The organism is Pseudomonas sp. PA1(2017), assembly GCF_001945375.1.
Lineage (GTDB): Bacteria > Pseudomonadota > Gammaproteobacteria > Pseudomonadales > Pseudomonadaceae > Aquipseudomonas.
On sequence record NZ_MSXU01000001.1, the window covers coordinates 785,288 to 806,014 of the forward strand.

General features: G+C 63.4%; 20 protein-coding genes and 1 pseudogene. 11 read left to right on the forward strand and 10 right to left on the reverse strand.

Annotated elements, in window-relative coordinates; all coding sequences use genetic code 11:
• The first annotated feature begins 283 nt into the window (after nt 1-283).
• Nucleotides 284-1,210, forward strand: a complete 927-nt coding sequence (choX, locus tag BVH01_RS03595) for a choline ABC transporter substrate-binding protein (RefSeq protein WP_075928989.1) — start codon at nt 284-286, stop codon at nt 1,208-1,210.
• A gap of 45 nt (nt 1,211-1,255) precedes the next feature.
• On the opposite strand, the gene BVH01_RS03600 is transcribed toward choX, so the two are convergent.
• From BVH01_RS03600 to BVH01_RS03630, 7 genes are all read right to left on the reverse strand, one after another.
• Nucleotides 1,256-1,522, reverse strand: a complete 267-nt coding sequence (locus tag BVH01_RS03600) for a PilZ domain-containing protein (protein WP_075928990.1) — start codon at nt 1,520-1,522, stop codon at nt 1,256-1,258.
• A 95-nt stretch (nt 1,523-1,617) separates the two neighbouring features.
• Nucleotides 1,618-2,505, reverse strand: coding sequence for a lysophospholipid acyltransferase (locus BVH01_RS03605; protein ID WP_075928991.1), 888 nt, complete (start codon nt 2,503-2,505; stop codon nt 1,618-1,620).
• Nucleotides 2,506-2,591: 86 nt separating this feature from the next.
• On the reverse strand, nt 2,592-3,206 hold the full coding sequence (locus BVH01_RS03610; RefSeq protein ID WP_075928992.1) for a pyridoxamine 5'-phosphate oxidase family protein: 615 nt from the start codon (nt 3,204-3,206) through the stop codon (nt 2,592-2,594).
• Nucleotides 3,203-3,766, reverse strand: coding sequence for a DNA-3-methyladenine glycosylase I (locus BVH01_RS03615; RefSeq protein ID WP_075928993.1), 564 nt, complete (start codon nt 3,764-3,766; stop codon nt 3,203-3,205). The genes BVH01_RS03610 and BVH01_RS03615 overlap by 4 nt, the downstream gene beginning before the upstream one ends.
• 99 nt (nt 3,767-3,865) lie before the next feature.
• Nucleotides 3,866-4,672, reverse strand: a complete 807-nt coding sequence (locus BVH01_RS03620) for a DUF3325 domain-containing protein (RefSeq protein WP_075928994.1) — start codon at nt 4,670-4,672, stop codon at nt 3,866-3,868.
• Nucleotides 4,669-4,965, reverse strand: coding sequence for a DUF3649 domain-containing protein (locus BVH01_RS03625; protein WP_075928995.1), 297 nt, complete (start codon nt 4,963-4,965; stop codon nt 4,669-4,671). Before BVH01_RS03625 ends, BVH01_RS03620 begins: the two co-directional genes overlap by 4 nt.
• The gene (locus BVH01_RS03630; protein WP_075928996.1) at nt 4,962-6,590 is read right to left on the reverse strand and encodes a PepSY domain-containing protein; all 1,629 of its coding nucleotides are present in this window, start codon (nt 6,588-6,590) and stop codon (nt 4,962-4,964) included. The genes BVH01_RS03625 and BVH01_RS03630 overlap by 4 nt, the downstream gene beginning before the upstream one ends.
• 305 nt (nt 6,591-6,895) lie before the next feature.
• On the opposite strand from BVH01_RS03630, the gene glyQ reads away from it, so the two are divergent.
• From glyQ to BVH01_RS03680, 10 genes are all read left to right on the forward strand, one after another.
• Entirely contained in the window at nt 6,896-7,843 is a 948-nt protein-coding gene (gene glyQ / locus BVH01_RS03635) for a glycine--tRNA ligase subunit alpha (RefSeq protein ID WP_013789144.1), read from the forward strand.
• The gene (gene glyS / locus BVH01_RS03640) at nt 7,840-9,894 is read left to right on the forward strand and encodes a glycine--tRNA ligase subunit beta (RefSeq protein WP_075928997.1); all 2,055 of its coding nucleotides are present in this window, start codon (nt 7,840-7,842) and stop codon (nt 9,892-9,894) included. Before glyQ ends, glyS begins: the two co-directional genes overlap by 4 nt.
• A gap of 188 nt (nt 9,895-10,082) precedes the next feature.
• Nucleotides 10,083-10,616 (forward strand): D-glycero-beta-D-manno-heptose 1,7-bisphosphate 7-phosphatase, encoded by a 534-nt coding sequence (gene gmhB, locus BVH01_RS03645; RefSeq protein ID WP_075928998.1) that lies wholly within the window; start codon nt 10,083-10,085, stop codon nt 10,614-10,616.
• A 35-nt stretch (nt 10,617-10,651) separates the two neighbouring features.
• Nucleotides 10,652-11,428, forward strand: coding sequence for a 1-acyl-sn-glycerol-3-phosphate acyltransferase (locus BVH01_RS03650; RefSeq protein ID WP_075928999.1), 777 nt, complete (start codon nt 10,652-10,654; stop codon nt 11,426-11,428).
• Nucleotides 11,429-11,797: 369 nt separating this feature from the next.
• A complete protein-coding gene (locus BVH01_RS03655) occupies nt 11,798-12,415 on the forward strand; it encodes a CDP-alcohol phosphatidyltransferase family protein (protein WP_075929000.1) in 618 nt (205 codons plus the stop codon).
• Between the two features lie 10 nt (nt 12,416-12,425).
• On the forward strand, nt 12,426-14,183 hold the full coding sequence (locus tag BVH01_RS03660) for a bifunctional alpha/beta hydrolase/class I SAM-dependent methyltransferase (protein ID WP_075929001.1): 1,758 nt from the start codon (nt 12,426-12,428) through the stop codon (nt 14,181-14,183).
• Nucleotides 14,183-15,532, forward strand: coding sequence for a phosphatase PAP2/dual specificity phosphatase family protein (locus BVH01_RS03665; RefSeq protein WP_075929002.1), 1,350 nt, complete (start codon nt 14,183-14,185; stop codon nt 15,530-15,532). Before BVH01_RS03660 ends, BVH01_RS03665 begins: the two co-directional genes overlap by 1 nt.
• Nucleotides 15,522-15,977 carry a hypothetical protein gene (locus tag BVH01_RS03670; RefSeq protein ID WP_075929003.1) on the forward strand — a complete coding sequence of 152 codons (456 nt, stop codon included), beginning with the start codon at nt 15,522-15,524 and terminating at the stop codon, nt 15,975-15,977. Before BVH01_RS03665 ends, BVH01_RS03670 begins: the two co-directional genes overlap by 11 nt.
• 10 nt (nt 15,978-15,987) lie before the next feature.
• Nucleotides 15,988-16,608 carry a lysophospholipid acyltransferase family protein gene (locus BVH01_RS03675; RefSeq protein WP_075929004.1) on the forward strand — a complete coding sequence of 207 codons (621 nt, stop codon included), beginning with the start codon at nt 15,988-15,990 and terminating at the stop codon, nt 16,606-16,608.
• 1 nt (nt 16,609) lies between these two features.
• Complete coding sequence (locus BVH01_RS03680; RefSeq protein WP_075929005.1) at nt 16,610-17,542, forward strand: phosphatidate cytidylyltransferase; 933 nt, start codon at nt 16,610-16,612, stop codon at nt 17,540-17,542.
• Nucleotides 17,543-17,662: 120 nt separating this feature from the next.
• Here BVH01_RS03680 and BVH01_RS03685 read toward each other — a convergent pair.
• From BVH01_RS03685 to gyrB, 3 genes and pseudogenes are all read right to left on the reverse strand, one after another.
• Nucleotides 17,663-17,949: pseudogene (locus tag BVH01_RS03685) on the reverse strand (type II toxin-antitoxin system RelE/ParE family toxin).
• Nucleotides 17,939-18,178 (reverse strand): type II toxin-antitoxin system RelB/DinJ family antitoxin, encoded by a 240-nt coding sequence (locus BVH01_RS03690; RefSeq protein WP_075929144.1) that lies wholly within the window; start codon nt 18,176-18,178, stop codon nt 17,939-17,941. The pseudogene BVH01_RS03685 and the gene BVH01_RS03690 overlap by 11 nt, the downstream one beginning before the upstream one ends.
• Before the next feature lie 131 nt (nt 18,179-18,309).
• Nucleotides 18,310-20,727 (reverse strand): DNA topoisomerase (ATP-hydrolyzing) subunit B, encoded by a 2,418-nt coding sequence (gene gyrB / locus BVH01_RS03695; RefSeq protein WP_075929006.1) that lies wholly within the window; start codon nt 20,725-20,727, stop codon nt 18,310-18,312.

Here is a 20,727-nt window from a genome sequence, read left to right on the forward strand (position 1 = left end):
TGCCTAAAATCAGAGAGAGGATCAGTTTATTCAATTCGATGACCTTGGGAAGAAGACTCAAGCCGCCGCGAATCCCTTCCTGAAATCAGCCACTTGCAACCTAAACAATGAACTAAGAGAGTGCTCCGCACGTCCCGTGGACGGACAGTTAAAAACTGCGTCAGGTTCATTTTTTCTGGCTTTCAGCGACGAACGGTATGTGCCGCCAGCGACTTTTCGAGTCGCAAAAATCGCCCCGTTGTCTGCTAGGGTTACAGCTCCCTCACGCACAAGGATCATGCCGATGAAGCCCTTCAAGACCGTGATTACCGCCAGCCTGCTGGCCCTGAGCGCCAGCCTGTATGCCCAGGCCGAAGACGCCAAATGCGCCAGCGTCAGCCTGGCCGACCCAGGCTGGAGCGACATTGCGGTCACCAACGGCATCGCCAGCCTACTGCTCGATGGCCTGGGCTACAAAGCGCAGACCCGTACCCTGGCCGTGCCGATCATCTTCGCCGGGCTGCAAAAAGGGCAGGTCGACGTGTTTCTCGGCAACTGGATGCCGGCCGGCCAGCACGACTACGACCGCTACGTGGCCAGCGGGCAGATCGACAAGGTGGTGGAGAACCTGGGCGGCACCGAATACACCCTGGCCGTGCCAACCTACGCCCATGAAGCCGGCGTGAAGGATTTCAACGACCTCGCCAAATTCGCCGACAAGTTCGGCAAGAAGATCTATGGCATTGGCTCGGGCTCGCCAGCCAACGACTACATCCGCCAGATGATCGCGGGCAACGAGTTCGGCCTGGGCGACTGGAAACTGGTGGAGTCGAGCGAGCAGGCCATGCTGGTGCAGGTCGGCCGGGCGGTGAAACGCGATGAGTTCGTGGTGTTCCTGGGCTGGACGCCGCACCCCATGAACGTACAGTTCGACATGCAGTACCTCAAGGGCGGCGAGAAATTCTTCGGCAGCACCGGTTCGGTCAACACCCTGGCCCGCAAGGGCTTTGTTGCCGAATGCCCGAACGTGGGCAAGCTGCTGACCAACCTGAAGTTCACTCAGGAGATGGAAAACACCATCATGGACGACGTGCTCAACCGCAAGGTGGCCAATGCCACGGCGATCAAAAACTGGATCAAGGCCAACCCGCAGGTGCTCGATGGCTGGCTGGAAGGCGTGAAAACCCGCGATGGCGGTGACGGGCTAGCGGCGGTCAAGGCCAAGCTGTAGGCAGAAGGGAGCAGGCCGGCGGAGCAGGGTGCCGGCCTGCCGAACTCAATCGCGAACGAAGCGCAGACCCACGCCGTCAGGGGTGACGCGCATGACTTCCATCTCCAGGATCGGCGCTTCGATGGGCAGATCCTGCACCTGGCCGGTTACCCGGGTTCCGGGCTCCAGGGCGGCCAGGTCGTCATGCTTGACGTACACACCACCGTCGGAGAGGTCGCGGGTCTGGGCGACCAGCTCGCCGAAGCTCGGATGGCAGATCTTGATGCGGCATTTCATCGGTGTACGGGGATGCTGACGCTGGTTGGCGGACATGTCCTGGCAGCCTCGAGAAAGATGTGCTCCGTTAATAACTCAAATCGCCCCACAAGCCCAGCGAAGCGGCGCCACGTTGCGAGGCGCCGCCGGTTTCAGTACCAGCGCTCTTCGCCCTCGGGGCGTTTCTTGAAGCGCTTCATGCTCCACATGTACTGGCTGGGGTAGGCACGCACGTACTTCTCGACCACGCCGCTCATGGCCGCCACGGCGGTGTAAGGATCATCGCTGTACATGCCTTCCGGTGCGGCTTCGAGGATCACCTTGTAGCCCGAGCCGTCTTCCAGGCGCAGCGCATGCAGGAAAACGCCAACTGCCTTGTGCCCGGCGAGCATGCCCGGCACGAACTTGCTGGTCAGCGCAACGGTGCCGCAGAAGGGCACGAAGATGCCAGCCGAGAGGCTCGGCTCCGGGTCGGCGGGAATGCCCACCGCGCCGCCCTTGCGCACTTCCTTGATGACGCTGAGGATGCCTTCCTTGGTCGACGGTGCCACGCGGTTGCCCAGTTGCACACGCTGCTCGCGCAGCAGGTCGTCGACTGCCTTGAGCTTGGGCGGGCGGTAGAAAATGATCGGTTTGCACTGCGAGCAGTAGAAGTGGTTGAGCACTTCCCAGTTGCCAAGGTGGCTGGTGATGCCGACCACGCCCTTGCCGGAGGCCAGCGCCGCCTCGAGCACTTCCAGACCCTCGACCTCACGCACGCGCGCCAGGGATTTGTGCGCCGGCCAGACCCAGGCGCAGGCACTCTCGGTCAGGGTACGGCCGATATCCATGAGGCTGCGGCCGACCAGTTTGTCGTGCTCGGCGGCAGTCAGTTCAGGGAAACACTTGGCGAGGTTGATGCGCACGACTTCGCGCGAGCCATTCGGCAGCTTCCACATCAACCAGCCGATCATCGCACCCAGCGACTGCACGGCACGCCAAGGCAGGAGGGCAAACAAGCGCAGGGATCCAACCACCAGCGCGCCTTTGAGCTTTTCCACAAGCAGCTCCCGTTAAAAAGGGCGCGTATTGTAACTGTCTGGGGCCGGCCTGGCTGTTACATACACGGGCAGAAACGATGAAACGTTCAATAAAGCTGCGTTTTCAGGCGTTCCTGCAGTTGCTGCTCATAGGCCTGCACGTCGAACTGCGGATCCATCACCGCCTTGAGCAAATCGCCGGCTGACGGCAGGCTGGCTCGTTCGACCTGCCGTTCGGCCTCCCACAAGCCCGAGCGCACCGCCGCCTTGGAACACTGGAAGTAGCAGGTATCGATGCTGATGCGCAGCACGCTGCGCGGCAGTTTGCCTTGCGCCTCGCACAGCGCCAGCAGCTCGGGCTCCAGCGAGATGGTCGCGCGGCCATTGACCCGGAAGCTCTCGCCGACGCCGGGGATCAGGAACAGCAGCGCCACGTGGGGGTCGTGGATGATGTTGCGCAGGCTGTCGATGCGGTTGTTGCCGGGGCGATCCGGCAGCAGCAGGGTGCGCTCATCGAGAACGCGCACGAAACCCGCTGCGTCGCCCCGCGGCGAGCAGTCCAGCCCGTCCGGGCCGCGAGTGCCCAGCACCACGAACGGCGAGGCGGCCACCAGTGCCTGGTAGGGCGCGCTCAGGTAGGGCAGCTCCTTGCGCAGCGAGCGCTCGTGGGGCACGCCGTACAGCGCCTGCAATTGTTCGAGCGTATCGATGGTGGTGCTCATGGTCGGGCCTCCTGTTGCAGTTGGGCGTAGCGATCGCAATCGCGGGTATGGTCCATGACCATGCCGGTGGCCTGCATGAAGGCGTAGCAGATGGTCGGGCCGACGAAGGTGAAGCCGGCCTTCTTCAACGCCTTGCTCATGGCCTCGGCTTCAGGCGTGACGGCCGGTACGTCGCCACGGCCCTCGAAATGGTTGATCTTGGGCTGGCCGCCGACGAACGACCAGAGCAACGCCACCGGGTCGTCCAGGCGCAGCCAGGCCTGGGCGTTCTTGCGTGCGGCCTGCAGCTTGAGGCGATTACGGATGATGCCGGGGTCCTGCATCAGGGTCTCGATGTAGGCGTCGCTCATCACGGCCAGGCGCTCGGCATCGAAGCCGAACAGCACTTCGCGATACCGCTCGCGCTTCTTCAATACGGTGATCCACGACAACCCGGCCTGGGCGCCTTCGAGTATCAGCATCTCGAACAGGTGCTGGGGATCGCGCGATGCCACACCCCATTCCCTGTCGTGGTAGGCCTGATACAGCGGATCGTCGTTACACCAGAAACAGCGGGGCATGGCAGTCGGCTCGGTGAGGGGCGAGGGGAGACTATAACCGCGCATTGCCGCAACGGGTGCAATCCGCCTCGGGAACGCGCCGCGCCCGAAGCCGGCCACTCAGGATTCGTCCTTCAGGTAGGCCGCCAACTCGGGCGATACCTTGTCGATATCCACAGCGGCGTGGTGCACGCTGCCGTCCTTGCCTTCGACGGTCAGCCACAGCCCGTCGCTGACCCTGGCCTTGGCGGGAATCTGGATCTCCACCCGGCGATCCCAGCGCTCGCCGCTGAACACCAGGCCGGCGGCCCGCAGCGAGCGCGGCTTGCGGATCTTGAGGTAGGCCGCGCGGATCTGGTCGTCGCAGCGCTCGCAGAAACGCACTTCGAAGGCCTTGAAGGGCGTGCCCAGTACCTGATGCGGCGCCTTGCGCTGGGCCTGGGCGAGGGCGAACGGCCAGGGCCCGACCTGGCCATGTACGGCTTCATCGCTATGCAGTGGTTTCGGCGCAGCGCTCAGCAACAGGCCGAGCACCACCACGGGCACCAGCAACAGCAACGCCGTGGCAGCGCGGCGCAGGCCTAGCAAGCGTTCGGCTGGTGGCTGCATGGCCGGATGCTTGTCGCGACGCGGCGGCGCCTTGGCGGGCTCGCGCTGCCCGGGCCACTTGGGCAGGTAGAAAGCCAGCACCACGCCGGCGACCGACAGCCAACCGAACCAGGCGGCCGCGCCGATGCTCCAGCCCAGCTGCCCCAGGCTCAGCACCAACGCCGCGGCCAGCAGCAGCCAGCCGAAACTGCGCAGCGCACGCATCCACCATGGCGAGAGCACGCGATGCAGCAGCTGCCGGCAGTGTTTTTCCATGGCCAGCGCCAGGGCGATGAAACCGCCCAGGCTGGCCAGCAGAAGAGACAGGTTGAGGATCATCCCGCGCCTCCCGACTGCAACGCCCAGCACGACAGCGCTGCCACGCCAGTGGGGATCAGCATGCCCAGCCAGGCGCGGGTCACGCTGCGTACGCTGAACACCCAGATCACCGCCACGGCATACAGGGTAAAGCTGAGCATGGTGGCGGCCAGCACGGCCTGGCTTTTCGGCAGCGGCCAGATCAGCGCCAACAGCACGGTCAACGCCGAGGCCAGTGCATAGCCGCCCAATGCTGCCGCCAGTACCCGCGAGGCGACCGCCCAGCGATAGGCGGCTGTCGAACCCTTCTTCATGCCAGCGCCTCCTTGCTGCTCGGCGCCATAGTCGCGTCGGCCTTCAGCCAGCGGCGGCGGATCTTCATGGCAGCGTAGGCGAACAGCGCCGCCAGGCCGAACATGCTCAGGTCGAAGCCGGCCAGCACCCAGTCGCCTTCGGCAAGGGTCACGCCCAGGTGGCGATCCGTGGTCAGGGCGTTGAGTGCCGGAATCAGGGCATAGGCCGCCACCGCCATCCAGGCCAGTTCCAGCCAGGCTCTCTTCAAGGGTCGCAGCGCGGCGTAGAGGAACAGCCAGCCCCACGTCAGGAACAGGCAGTGCGTCTCCCAGGCGGCGCGGTCGGCCATGCCCACCGGCAGCAGGCGATTGGCCCAGAAGTAGGCGGCGACCGCGATCGGCAGGCCGACCAGGGTACCGGCATTGAGCACCTCCACCAGGCGCAGGCCATAGGCGTCGAACAACGCGGCGCCATCGTTGCGCTTGAGGTGCTGATTGCGCCGTTTGACCGTCCACAGCACCAGGCCGGTGCCGATCATGCCGCAACCGAGCAGGCCTGCGATGAGGTACAGCCAACGCAGCCACCAGTCGGCGAACAGCCCCTCATGCAGACCATAGAAGGTGTCCAGCGTCGTACTGGTGGCGTTGGGCTGACGGTCATAGACGATCGGCGTGCCATTGACGGCATCGAAACTCATCACCTCCGGGTCGTAGATGTTCACCCGCCCACCAGGCATTCGTTGCACATCGACGCGGGCTGGCTCGCCCTTGACCTGACGGATGGTCAATGCCGCCACACCCGGCGCCTGCCACGTGGCCTCGGCGCGCTGCAGCAGCGGTTCGAGGTCGGCCTGTGGACGACGGGCCGGCAGATACTCGCGCCGGTCTCGCTCGTAGAGCTCGTCGTACATCGCCCGACGCTGCAGGTCACTGGTGCCATAAACGACAGCGGCGCCGGCCGGCATGTAGTCGAACGTATAGAACAGCAGCCCGCTGTAGGTGATCATCAGAAAGAACGGCAGGGCCATCACACTGATGACGTTGTGCGCATCAAGCCAGGAACGCTGGCCCTTGCCAGGCCGGAAGGTGAAGAAATCCTTGAAGATCTTCTTGTGGGTGATCACCCCGCTGAGGATCGCCAGCAGCATAAGCAGGGTGCATACGCCGACGATGTAGATCGCCACATCGTAGGGAATGTAGTGCAACGCATAGTGCATGCGGTACAGCGTGGTACCACCACCGGTTTCCCGTGGTTCGATGCCCTGGCGCAACAGACCGGTTCGCGCGTCCAGGTCTTCGTATCCGCGGCGCCCGTAGTCGTGACCGCGCTCTGGAAGGTCCTCCCAGGCAATTTCCAGGCCCTGGTCACCGCGAAAGCGCAACGGTGTGTGCGGCAGGGTGATGGTCCACGATTGCGCCTTGGTGGCCACCTGCTCCAGGCGGGCAAGGGCCATTTCGATCATCCGCCCACGCTCGACGCTCTCGACGTGCACCTGCAGCGGCCGCTCGGGCTGCATCCAGCGGGTGATCTCATCGTCCACATAACCGGCGGTGCCGGTCACGAACACGAAGAACAGTACCCAGCCCACCACCAGCCCCGTCCAGGTATGCAACCACGCCATGGACTGGCGAAATCCCTCTTTCATCGATACACCTTGCCTGCTGCTCTGTACACGATCAGGCCCCCGGCCGTGGGGCGGCTGATCGACGACGGCTGCCGTTGTGCACCGCAAACGGCAGCGTTTCCCTATAAGACGCGCGAGCACCGCCAAACCCGCAGGTCGACCAGGCAGATTTTTTCCAGCGCACGGGCGGGTGGCGCGGAAATCCATCGCCAGCGCCACCAGCCTGCCATCACTTTTATCAGTCGAGACGCCGCAGCATGCGGGCTGCGCCTTGCTTCGGGTATACTCTCCGGCTTTCTGTCGCAGCCCCAACAGGTGAATTTTTCGTGAGCCAGACAACGCCTGCCGTGCGCACCTTCCAGGACCTGATCCTCGCCCTGCAACAATACTGGGCCGAGCAGGGCTGTGTGGTACTGCAACCCTATGACATGGAAGTGGGCGCCGGTACCTTCCACACCGCCACGTTCCTGCGTGCCATCGGCCCGGAAACCTGGAACGCCGCTTACGTGCAGCCATCGCGCCGCCCCACCGACGGCCGCTACGGCGAGAACCCCAACCGCCTGCAGCACTACTACCAGTTCCAAGTGGTGCTCAAACCGAACCCGGAAAACTTCCAGGAGCTGTACCTGGGCTCGTTGAAGGCCATCGGTATCGACCCGCTGGTGCACGACATCCGTTTCGTCGAAGACAACTGGGAATCGCCGACCCTCGGCGCCTGGGGTCTGGGCTGGGAAATCTGGCTCAACGGCATGGAAGTCACCCAGTTCACCTACTTCCAGCAGGTCGGCGGCATCGAGTGCTACCCGGTCACCGGCGAGATCACCTACGGACTCGAGCGCCTGGCCATGTACTTGCAGGGCGTCGACTCGGTCTACGACCTGGTATGGACCGACGGCCAGTTCGGCAAGGTTACCTACGGCGACGTGTTCCACCAGAACGAAGTGGAGCAGTCGACCTACAACTTCGAACATGCCAACGTCGAGAAACTGTTCGAGCTGTTCGACTTCTATGAAAGCGAAGCCAACCGCCTGATCGAACTGGAACTGCCGCTGCCGACCTACGAGATGGTCCTCAAGGCTTCGCACACCTTCAACCTGCTGGATGCCCGCCGCGCCATTTCGGTGACCGCGCGCCAGCAGTACATCCTGCGCGTGCGCACCCTGGCCCGCGCCGTGGCGCAGAGTTATCTGCAGGCCCGTCGTCGCCTGGGCTTCCCGCTCGCCGCCCCCGATCTGCGTGATGAAGTACTGGCCAAGCTGGAGGCAGCAGAATGAGTGCGCTCGATTTTCTGGTTGAACTGGGCACCGAAGAGCTGCCACCCAAAGCCCTGAAAACCCTGGGCGAATCCTTCCTCGCCGGTATCGAGAAAGGCCTCAAGGCCGCCGGCCTGAGCTACCGTGGCGCACGTTACTACGCAGCGCCGCGCCGCCTGGCCGTGCTGGTCGAGCAACTGGCCACCGAGCAGCCGGACCGCACCGTCAACCTCGACGGCCCACCCGTACAGGCCGCCTTCGACGCCGAAGGCAACCCGACCCAGGCCGCGCTGGGCTTCGCCAAGAAGTGCGGCGTGGAATTGTCGGCCATCGACCAGAGCGGGCCGAAGCTGAAATTCAGCCAGCACATCCCTGGCCAGCGCGCCTACACGCTGCTGCCCGGCATCGTGGAAAACTCGCTGAACGAGCTGCCGATTCCCAAGCGCATGCGCTGGGGTGCCCGCAAGACCGAATTCGTACGCCCGAGCCAATGGCTGGTGATGCTGTTCGGCGATCAGATCGTCGACTGCGAGATCCTCGCCCAGAAGGCCAACCGTTTCTCCCGCGGCCACCGCTTCCACGCCAACCATGAAGTGCGCATCTCTGCGCCCGCCATGTACGCCCAGGAGCTGCGCGCCGCCTACGTGATCGCCGACGTCGCCGAGCGCCGCGAGCAGATCGCCAAGCGCATCGAACAGCTGGCCGCCGAGCAGCAGGGCACCGCCATCGTGCCGCCGGCGCTGCTCGACGAAGTCAGCGCCCTGGTCGAATGGCCGGTGCCGCTGGTCTGCTCCTTCGAGGAGCGCTTCCTGGAAGTACCCCAGGAAGCACTGATCACCACCATGCAGGACAACCAGAAGTACTTCTGCCTGCTCGATGCCGACGGCAAGCTGCTGCCGCGCTTCATCACCGTGGCCAACGTCGAGAGCAAGGATCCGGGCCAGATCATTTCCGGTAACGAGAAGGTCGTGCGTCCGCGCCTCACCGACGCCGAGTTCTTCTTCAAGCAGGACAAGAAGCAGCCGCTGGAAGCGTTCAATCAGCGCCTGGCCAACGTGGTGTTCCAGGCTCAGCTCGGCACCGTCTACGACAAGGCCCAGCGCGTCTCGGCCCTGGCCGGCTTCATCGCCGGGCGTATCGGTGGCGACGCCAAGCGTGGTGCCCGCGCCGGCCTGCTGAGCAAGTGCGACCTGGCCAGCGAGATGGTCGGTGAATTCCCGGAAATGCAGGGCATCGCCGGCTACTACTACGCGCTGAACGACGGCGAGCCGGAAGACGTCGCCCTGGCCCTGAACGAGCAGTACATGCCACGTGGCGCGGGCGCCGAGCTACCGAGCACCCTGACCGGCGCGGCGGTGGCCCTGGCTGACAAGCTCGACACCCTGGTCGGCATCTTCGGTATCGGCATGCTGCCCACCGGTAGCAAGGACCCCTACGCCCTGCGCCGCGCTGCGCTGGGCGTGCTGCGCATCCTCATCGAGAAGGGTTTGGAGCTGGATCTGGGCGCCACCGTCGAGTTTGCCGTGCGCCAGTACGCCAGCAAGGTCAAGGCTGCCGGCCTGGCTCCGCAGGTGCTGGAGTTCATCTTCGACCGCCTGCGTGCGCGCTACGAAGACGAAGGCGTGGATGTGTCCGTCTACCAGGCCGTACGTGCCGTGAACCCGCTGTCGCCGCTGGACTTCGACCAACGCGTGCAGGCCGTACAGGCCTTCCGCAAGCTGCCTGAAGCCGAAGCACTGGCCGCCGCCAACAAGCGTGTGTCCAACCTGCTGAGCAAGGCCGACGGGCAAGTGGCGAGCAGCATCGAGGCCCATTACTTCGATACACCGGCCGAGTTCACCCTCAACGCTGCGATCCAGAAGGCCGACAACGCCGTGCAGCCACTGGCGCAATCGCGTCAGTACCGCGAGGCGCTGGCTCAGCTGGCTTCGCTGCGCACGCCGGTGGACGCCTTCTTCGAAGCGGTGCTGGTCAACGCCGAAGACCCCAAGGTTCGTGCCAACCGCTATGCGCTGCTGGCTCGTCTGCGTGGGTTGTTCCTGGGCGTCGCCGACATCTCGGTACTGGGCTGATGACCTTGCCCGGCCCACGCAGGGCCGGGCACTAACAGGTTGCTGAAAAACTACTTGCGTTGCTATCGCGGCGTTAAAAGCAGGCTCCAAATGCTCATGTACTACTCGTACACTCCGCTTTCTCGCCTGCTTTTGCCTTGCGCTAGCTGCCTCACCTACGTTTTTCAAAAACCTGCGAAGGAACACGCGTGAAGCTGATCATTCTGGACCGCGACGGGGTCATCAACCAGGATTCCGACGCCTATATCAAAAGCCTCGAGGAGTGGATTCCGATCCCCGGCTCCATCGAGGCCATCGCCGCGCTGAGCAAGGCGGGCTGGACCGTGGCCGTGGCCACCAACCAGTCCGGCATCGCCCGCGGCTATTACCCGCTGAGCGTGCTGGAAGCCATGCATGCGCGGTTGCGTGAGCTGGTGGCGGAGCAGGGCGGTGAAGTCGGCCTGATCGTGCAATGCCCCCACGGCCCGAACGACGGCTGCGATTGCCGCAAGCCCAAGCCCGGCATGCTGCGCCAGATTGGCGCGCACTATGATGTGCCGCTCGCCAGCGTGTGGTTCGTCGGCGACAGCGCCAGTGACCTGGAAACGGCGCTCGCCGTCGACTGTCAGCCCGTGCTGGTGAAAACCGGCAAGGGCGAACGCACCCTGGCCAAAGCCGTTCTGCCAACCGGCACCCTGATATTCGACGACCTGGCGGCCGTGGCTGCCCGGCTTCTCACTTGATAGCGCAGGCACGCCCTGCCACGGTAATCGCTCCCATGTCGCCAGTGCAGTCCCTCAGAACCGTACTCTTCTACCTGCTGCTGTCTTCCAGCTCGTTCGTCTGGTGCATCATCAGCGTGTTCGTCGCACCCTTCCTGCCGTTCCGTGCCCGCTACCGCTTCGTGGTGCAGGCCTGGTGCCGCAGTGCGGTCTGGCTGGCCAAGGTGGTTGCCGGCATCAAGTACGAGGTCACGGGCGCAGAAAACGTCCCCGAGCGCCCCTGTGTGATTCTCGCCAAGCACCAGAGCACTTGGGAGACCTTCTTCCTGTGCGCCTACTTCGAGCCGTTGAGCCAGGTCATCAAGCGCGAACTGATGTACGTGCCGTTCTTCGGCTGGGCGCTGTCCATGCTCAAACCCATCGCCATCGACCGCAGCAACCCCAAGGCCGCACTCAAGCAACTCGCCCAACAGGGCCGTACGCGTCTGGAGCAGGGCGCTTGGGTGCTGGTGTTCCCGGAAGGCACGCGCATTCCCGATGGCCAGATCGGCAAGTTCTCCCGCGGCGGCACCGCTCTGGCGGTGAACAGCAACCTGCCGGTGCTGCCGATTGCCCACAACGCCGGGCAGTTCTGGCCGAAGGACGGCTGGAGCAAGAAACCGGGCGTGGTACAGGTGGTTATCGGCCCGGCGATGTACGCCGAGGGCGAGGGCCCGCGGGCAATCGCCAACCTCAACGATCGCGTCTTCGAATGGGTCAGCCAGGCCCAGTGCCAGATCGGCGCGCTCAACCCGCAGACAGAAGCGGTGGAAACGGCCAACGATCTAGCCTGACGCGTTCTGTGGATAACCTGTTGAGCAATTTCCCATTTAATCGAGTTTTCGCATCCAGGGTACTGATAAATAAGGATTTTTATAGGTACCCATTCTGTCGATAAAGTGGGCATAAGTTTTTTGCGCGGCACATGACGATGTTCACGTTGGCATATCGCCTGGCGGGGGCCTAAACGGCTAAGCTGACGCAAATTATTGCAGAACGTGTTCACAGCCTCGCGAGCTATCGCGGTTTAAGGCAAACGCGGGCGAGGAAGCGGAGTTTACTGCGGTAGATGAGCATCTGAAGCCCGCGTTAAACGCCGCAGCGCGGACGCGCAGCAGGCTGTGGCACGTTCTGAGAAACATGGCGAAACGGAGTTCGTGTTCATGCTTTCGATCTATCAGTTGAAACCTCGCTTTCAGAATCTGCTGCGCCCCTTGGTGCAACGCCTCTACGACCGTGGCGTCACTGCCAATCAGGTGACGCTGGCCGCTGCCATGGTGTCGGTGCTCATCGGCCTGCTGCTGGCGATCTTTCCCGACCGCCTCTGGCTGTTCGCACTGATCCCGCTGTGGATGATTCTGCGCATGGCCCTCAACGCCGTGGACGGCATGCTGGCCCGCGAGTTCGGCCAGCAATCCACTTTGGGCGCCTACCTCAACGAACTGTGCGACGTGATCGCCGATGCCGCCCTGTTCCTGCCTTTCGCCTTGCTGCCTGGCGTGTCGCCGACCTTGGTCGTGGTGCTGGTGCTGTTCGCGCTGATCAGCGAGTACGCCGGGGTAATGGGCCCCATGGTCGGCGCCTCACGCCGCTACGACGGCCCGATGGGCAAGAGCGACCGCGCCTTCTGCTTCGGCGTGCTCGGTGCCGGGGTCGCCAGCGCGCTGCTACCGCTGGGCTGGATCGATCCGATTCTGGCGGTGATCACCGCGCTGCTGCTGTACACGCTGTTCAACCGCGTACGCCAGGGTCTGGCGCAAGCGTCTTCTTCTGCGCAATAGGAATGCCTTGATGACTGAAGTTCGCTCCAATACCTTCACGACCCACGACGGCGTAAGCCTGTTCTACCGGCACTGGCCAGCGGAGCCTATGCAGCCGGAGGCAGCCCGCCGCGCTATCGTGATGTTTCACCGCGGCCACGAGCATGGCGGGCGCATGGCCCACCTGGTCGAGGAACTGGGCCTGCAGGGCTTCGACTTCTTCGCCTGGGACGCCCGCGGCCATGGCGAATCGCCGGGGGAGCGGGGCGACAGCCCGAGCTTCGCCACCAGCGTGCGCGACGTGCAGACCTTCATCGACCATATCGCGGCCACCTACGGTATCGACACCGCGGACATGGTGGTGCTGGCCCAGAGCGTTGGCGCCGTGGTGATTTCTACTTGGGCCCACGACTATGCACCGAAGATCCGCGCCCTGGTGCTCGCCTCACCAGCCTTCAAGGTCAAGCTGTACGTACCCTTCGCTCGCCCGGGCCTGAAGCTGATGCGCGCCTGGCGCGGCAATTTCTTCGTCAACAGCTACGTGAAGGCCAGGTTTCTCAGCCACGACCCGCAGCGTATCGCCTCCTTCGAGGCCGATCCGCTGATCAGCCGGCCGATTTCGGTGAACATGCTGCTGGGCCTCTACGACGCTGCCGAACGTGTGGTCGCCGATGCCCAGGCGATTCAGATTCCCACCCAGTTGCTGATCTCCGGCAGCGACTTCGTGGTGCACCGCAAACCCCAGGAGCAATTCTTCGCACGGCTGGGCAGCCTGGACAAGGAAATGCACATCCTGCCCGGGTTCTTTCACGACACCCTGGGCGAGCGTGATCGTGCCCATGCCCTCAGCCGCGTCCGCCGATTCGTGCTCAAGGCGTTCGAGCAGTCGCTGCAGCGCCCTTCACTGCTCAATGCTGATCGACTCGGCTGGAGCTGTGCCGAAGCCGAAGAGCTGGCGGCGCCGCTACCAGTAAACTCCCCGCGCGACCTTTACTGGCGCGCTACGCGGGCCAGCATGCGCCTCGGCAGTAACCTTTCCGCTGGTGTGAAACTGGGCTTCGAGACTGGCTTCGATTCGGGCAGCACCCTGGACTACGTGTACCGCAACACGCCGACCGGTAGCTCGCCGATTGGTCGGCTGATCGACCGCAACTACCTGAACTCCATCGGCTGGCGGGGCATTCGCCAGCGCAAGGTGCACGCCGAGGAGCTGCTGCGTCTGGCCATGGGCAAACTGCGCGAGAGCGGCAGCGAGGTGCGTATCGTCGACATCGCTGCCGGTCATGGCCGCTACATCCTCGAAGCGCTGGAGCAGGGCAGCGACAAGCCGGATTCGATCCTGCTGCGCGACTACAGCGACATCAACGTACGTGACGGCTCGGCATTGATCGAGCAGAAAGGCCTGGGCAGCATCGCCCGCTTCGTCAAAGGCGACGCCTTCGACAAGGCCGACCTGGCAGCGCTGGATCCCAAACCGACCCTGGCGGTGGTCTCCGGCCTCTATGAACTGTTCGCCAGCAACGCGATGGTCAGCAACTCGCTGGCTGGTCTGGCCGAGGCCTTGGAAGAGGGCGGTTACCTGATCTACACCGGCCAACCCTGGCACCCGCAATTGGAGCTGATTGCCCGTGCCCTGACCAGCCACCGCGGCGGCGAAGCCTGGGTGATGCGCCGGCGCAGCCAGGCGGAGATGGACCAATTGGTCGAGGCGGCCGGTTTTCGCAAGATCACCCAGCGCATCGACGAGTGGGGCATCTTCAGCGTGTCCCTGGCGCAGCGGGTGTCCTGATGGCGCCCGTAGCGGTCGCCCCGGAAACCGGCCTATGGAAGCGCGGCGTACTCTGGCTGCTGCTGCTCGCGCCGCTGTTCTTTGGCACCTACGGCTTCGCCAACGGTTACACCGCCCAACGCGACGACGTCGGCAGCCTGGTGTTCGGCTGGGAGCGGCAGATTCCCCTATGGCCGTGGACGATCATTCCCTACTGGTCGATCGACCTGCTCTACGGCCTGGCCTTCCTGCTACCGGCTACCCGTACTGCGGTGGATCGCCTCGGCCTGCGACTGCTCACCGCGCAGGTGATCTGCATCACCTGCTTTTTGCTCTGGCCGTTGCGTTTCACCTTCGACCGGCCGGCGCTGGATGGGCTGTTCGGGCTGATGTTCGATGTGCTGATGGGTTTCGACAAACCGTTCAACCAAGCGCCTTCGCTGCATATCACCCTGCTGGTGGTGCTCTGGGCGTGCTTTGCTCAGCACGCCAGCGACCTGTGGCGCGCGGTTGTGCACATCTGGTTTTTCTTGATCGGCCTGTCGGTGCTGACCACCTGGCAGCACCATTTCATCGACGTACCGACCGGCATGCTCGCCGGCTTCCTGTGTCTGTGGCTGTGGCCCAGCGAAGGCCGCAGCCCGCTGTTTGCCTGGCGCCTGGCACGTGATCGGAAGCGCTGGCGGCTGGCCCTGCGCTATGCCTTTGGCGCGGCTTTGTGCAGCGCGCTGGCGATCCATTTCAGCGGCGCGGCCCTGTGGTTGCTGTGGCCGGCCTTGTCGCTGCTGATGGTGGCGCTCAATTACGCGCTGTTCGGCTCCGCGGGTTTCCAGAAGCGTGCCGATGGCCGCCTAAGCGCCGCCAGCACCTGGCTGTTGGCCCCCTATCTGGCCGCCGCCTGGATCAATTCCCGCGCCTGGACGCGCAAGCATCCGCAGCCCGATGAAGTGGCCGATGGCGTATGGCTGGGGCGTATTCCCGGCAGGGAGCAAGCGCAGAACTTCGCCGCCATCGCCGATCTCTGCGCCGAGCTGCCGTGCCGGGTCGACGGCAAGGCCTACCGCGAACTGGGCAACCTCGACCTGATCGCCCCCAGCAGCAAACATTGCCTGCAGGCGGCCCTGGCCATCGAGGATCTGCGTCGTCACGGGCCGGTGCTGGTGTGTTGCGCCCTGGGCTACTCACGCAGCGCCACCGCCATCGCCGCCTGGTTACTGCACAGCGGTCGCTGCAGGAGCGTCGCAGAGGCCGTTTCGACGCTGCGCCAGGCTCGCCCACAGGTCGTACTGGGAAGCGTGCATCTGCAGGCGCTGGAAGGCCTTCCAGCGCCATACTTATCCACAGACGGAGGCGTGCTGCATGGCCAGTGAGATGCACCTCAGGCTGATCGCCGCCATGCTGCGCCGCGGTAAAGCCCTCGACCGCGCATCCAGCGCCCTGAGCCTGTTGGCGCTGGTCATCGGTCTGGGCCCCTTGCTCGGTTTCATGGCGCTGAGCACGGGCGCGGCCGTATGCATCGCGCTGCTGGGGTGCGGGCTGATCCAGAAGTATTACGCCCTGCGCGTCGCCCTCGATGCCGAGCTGCTCGCCAGCCTGGCTGCAGCGCCCGAGCAGCTGGATCGGCGTACCGCAGAGCTCGACAAGGCGCTGGCGTCCCTGGGCCGCCAGATCGAGCCTGCGCGCAGCTGGGAACAACGCACCCAGGGTGCCGTGCGCCTGCTGCGTTTGCAGGCGCTGTGGCTGGCTCTGCAACTGTTGGTCGCACTGGCAGCCATCGTGCTGATGCCATGGCTCTCACACATTCGATTCGGATAAGGACTCTGTCATGCTCGCCTCGCTGGTCGCCTTTATCATCACCTCTGGTGCGCGACTGCTCACCGGTGCTCGAGCCTTATGGCTCGGCAGCACCGCGCAGCCGGTTCAACGCATCTACTACGCCAACCACAGCAGCCACGGCGACTTCGTGCTGCTCTGGGCATCGCTGCCCGCCGAGCTGCGCAAGCGAACCCGCCCGGTGGCCGGCTCCGATTACTGGATGAAGGGCGCACTGCGCAGCTTTCTGATCCAGCGCGTGTTCAACGGCGTGCTGGTCGATCGCCAACGCAGCGACCCCGGCGCCAACCCGCTGCAGGCGATGCTCGATGCGCTGGGCGAAGGCGACTCACTGATCGTCTTTCCCGAAGGCACGCGCAACCTCGAAGACGGCCTGCTGCCGTTCAAGAGCGGCCTCTACCACCTGGCCAAGGCACGCCCGGATGTCGAGGTGATTCCGGTATGGATCGCCAACCTCAACCGGGTGATGCCCAAGGGCCGTGCCTTGCCGCTGCCGTTGCTGTGCACCCTGAATTTCGGCGCGTCACTGGGCATGGGTGAGGAGGAGGGCAAAGACGCCTACCTCGAACGCGCCCGCAACAGCCTGCTGGCCCTGGCTCCCGAGGAGGCTTGAGATGGATCGTAATACCTTGCTGCTGTTCGCCGGTATCGGTGGCCTGCTGTTGCTCGCCAGCCTGATCGGCTGGTTGCTCAAGCTGCGTGCCGGCCCAGGCCCCCATTCGGTCATCGACAACCTCAACGCACGCATCAATGCCTGGTGGGCGATGGTGGCGGTGATCGGCTTCGCTTTCCTGTTCGGCAATATCGGCGTGGTGGTGCTGTTCTACTGCGTGTCGTTCTACGCCCTGCGCGAGTTCATGACGCTCACCCCCACCCGGCGCAGCGACTATCCGGCGCTGGTTGCCGCCTTCTACTTCGCGCTGCCGATGCAGTACCTGCTGATCGGCATCGGCTGGTACGGCCTGTTCGCCATCTTCATTCCAGTCTATGTGTTTCTGCTGCTGCCGATCCTGTCGTCCCTGGGTGGTGATACCACACGTTTTCTCGAACGCACGTCCAAGGTGCAGTGGGGCCTGATGATTGCGGTGTACTGCATATCCACCGTACCGGCGCTGCTGACCCTGGAGATCGCCGGCTATGAAGGCCGCAACCTGCTGCTGATCGCCTGGCTGGTGATCGTCGTGCAGATCTCCGACGTGCTGCAGTACGTGTGCGGCAAGCTGGCCGGAAAGCGCAAGATCGCCCCCAACCTGTCGCCGTCGAAAACCGTGGAAGGCTTCTTTGGCGGCGTGGCCCTGGCCACCCTGGTCGGCGCCTCGCTGTACTGGATCACCCCGTTCGCCTTCTGGCAGGCCGCCCTGTTCGCCCTGCTGGTGTGCCTGCTCGGCTTCGCCGGCGGCCTGGTGATGTCGGCGATCAAACGCGACCGCGGCGTGAAGGACTGGGGCCACATGATCGAGGGCCACGGCGGCATGCTCGACCGCCTCGACTCGGTCTGCTTTGCCGCACCGGTGTTCTTCCATATGGTGCGTTACTGGTGGGGGTGAGGCTCGCTTCAGCCAAGCGGGTCTTTGCTACCAGAAGCGCAGGCTAAACCTGAGTAGCGTCGGCCTCGGCGAGAAATGACCGGGGCCATCTCGGGGTCTCGATCAATACAGAACACGTAGCTATCTGAACCGGTCACTTGCCTTGCGGTAGGCCTTCTCTCGATCGCGGCGGTCGACAGCGATTACCAGAACCACCACTTCCTCATCGAGCACCTGATACACCACCGGTAGCCGCTATTGCGCAACTTGATCTTGTAGCAGTCGGGTAGCGAGTTTAGGCGGCTCGCTTCGATTCGTGGGCTAAGTAGTATCTCAGCCAGTTTTTTCCTGAGCTGTTGTCGAACGGTATCGCCCAGCTTGTTCCACTCCTTGAGTGCGCGCGCGTCGAACTCCAGGCTATAGATCATCCAGCGTTACCTTGACGCGCTGAGGGGCTGCGAGACGCTCCCGGACAGTAGCAATCAATGCTTCATCTTCTTCAGTCATCAGCACCGGGCGAAATGGCAGTTGCCCACGCTCGGCAACGTACTGCAAGGCTTGACGCATAAGTTCGGAGGGAGTGACGCCGAGTTTTTCCAGCTCGCGAAAAGCACGAACTTTGAGTTCGTCGTCGATACGGATATTGATGGAAGCCATGGCTTCAGACTCTGTAATGACAATTGTCATTACGATGCCAGTCTTGCACAGGCTTGGCAACCGAGCTAACAGGCTGTCTGCTGGCCGGTAGAAGAGGGGGCTACCAGAACGGTAGCCCCCTTAGGCGATGGTCAGACGTCGAGGTTAGACACCGCCAGGGCGTTGGTCTCGATGAAGTCGCGGCGCGGTTCCACTTCGTCGCCCATCAGGGTGTTGAAGATCTGGTCCGCAGCGATGGCGTCCTCGATACGTACCTTGAGCATGCGGCGCACTTCCGGATCCATGGTGGTTTCCCACAGCTGATCCGGGTTCATCTCACCAAGACCTTTGTATCGCTGGATGCTGTGGCGCTTGGTGCTTTCGGCCATCAGCCAGCTCAGGGCTTCCTTGAAGGTGGTGACCGGCTTCTTGCGCTCGCCACGCTGCACGTAGGCGCCTTCTTCCAGCAGACTGTTCAGCTGGTCGCCCAGGCTGGTGACGGTCTTGTAATCGTTGCTGGTGAAGAAATCACGGTTGAAGGTGATGTAGCTGGAGTTGCCGTGGGAGATCAGCTCTACCTCGGGCAGCCACAGGTGGCGCTCGGTGTCTTCGCGCAGGCTGGTCTTGTAAGCCAGGCCGGAACGCTCCATGGTTTTCAGGCGAGCATCGAACTTCAGGCGCCAGGCTTCCATGACGTCCTGGTCGGCGAGCATCTCCTGGGTCACGCCTTGCAGGTAGACGAAGTGCTCGGTGATCTCTTCCGGGTACAGGCGCGACAGACGCTTGAGGGTCTTCATCACCGTACGGTAATCACCCACCAGGCGCTGCAGGGACTCACCGGAGAGGCCGGGGGCCGCTTCGTTGACGTGCAGGCTGGCGTCTTCCAGGGCCGACTGGGTCATGTATTCCTCCATGGCCTCGTCGTCCTTGATGTACTGCTCCTGCTTGCCTTTCTTGACCTTGTACAGCGGTGGCTGGGCGATGTAGATGTAGCCGCGCTCGACCAGCTCCGGCAGCTGACGGAAGAAGAAGGTCAGCAGCAGGGTACGGATGTGCGAACCGTCGACGTCAGCATCGGTCATGATGATGATGTTGTGGTAACGCAGCTTGTCGATGTTGTATTCCTCGCGGCCGATGCCGCAACCCAGGGCGGTGATGAGCGTGCCGACCTCCTGGGAGGAAATCATCTTGTCGAAGCGCGCCTTCTCGACGTTGAGGATCTTGCCCTTCAGCGGCAGGATGGCCTGGGTCTTGCGGTTACGGCCCTGCTTGGCAGAACCGCCCGCGGAGTCACCCTCCACGATGTACAGTTCGGAGAGGGCAGGGTCTTTCTCCTGGCAGTCGGCCAGTTTGCCGGGCAGGCCAGCGATATCCAGAGCACCTTTGCGGCGGGTCATCTCGCGGGCCTTGCGGGCCGCTTCACGGGCGCGGGCAGCGTCGATCATCTTGCCGACCACCGCCTTGGCTTCGTTCGGGTGCTCGAGCAGGAAATCGGCGAAGTACTTGCCCATCTCCTGTTCCACCGCGGTTTTCACCTCGGAGGAGACCAGCTTGTCCTTGGTCTGAGAGCTGAACTTCGGATCCGGCACCTTCACCGAAATGATTGCGGTCAGGCCCTCACGAGCGTCATCACCGGTGGTCGAGACCTTGTGCTTCTTGGCCAGACCTTCCTGCTCGATATAGTTGTTCAGGTTACGGGTCAGCGCCGAGCGGAAGCCCGCCAGGTGGGTACCACCGTCACGCTGCGGAATATTGTTGGTGAAGCACAGCAGGTTCTCGTTGAAGCTGTCGTTCCACTGCAGGGCGACTTCCACACCCACGCCATCGTCACGCTGAACGTTGAAGTGGAACACCTGGTTCACCGCGGTCTTGTTGACGTTCAGGTACTCGACGAACGCCCGCAGGCCGCCCTCGTACTTGAACAGCTCTTCCTTGGCGGTGCGTTCGTCCTTGAGCAGGATACCGACACCTGAGTTCAGGAACGACAGTTCGCGCAGACGCTTGGCGAGGATGTCCCAGCTGAAGTGAATGTTGGCGAAGGTATCTTCGGACGGTTTGAAGTGAATCTGGGTACCCGTGCCATCGGTGTCGCCAACCGCCGCCAGAGGTGCCTGGGGCACGCCGTGGACGTAGGTCTGCTCCCAGATCTTGCCGCTACGGCGAATGGTCAGCACCAGCTCCTTGGAGAGGGCGTTCACCACGGATACGCCCACGCCGTGCAGGCCGCCGGATACCTTATAGCTGTTGTCGTCGAACTTACCGCCGGCGTGCAGCACGGTCATGATGACCTCGGCTGCCGAAACGCCTTCTTCCTTGTGCATGTCGACCGGAATACCACGGCCGTTGTCGCGCACACTGATCGACTCATCCGGATGGATGGTGATGGTGATCTCGCTGCAATGACCAGCCAAGGCTTCGTCGATGGAGTTGTCGACCACCTCGAAGACCATGTGGTGCAGGCCGCTACCATCGTCGGTGTCACCGATGTACATGCCTGGCCGCTTGCGTACGGCATCCAGGCCTTTCAGTACCTTGATACTGTTGGAGTCGTACGTTTGGTTTTCGCTCAT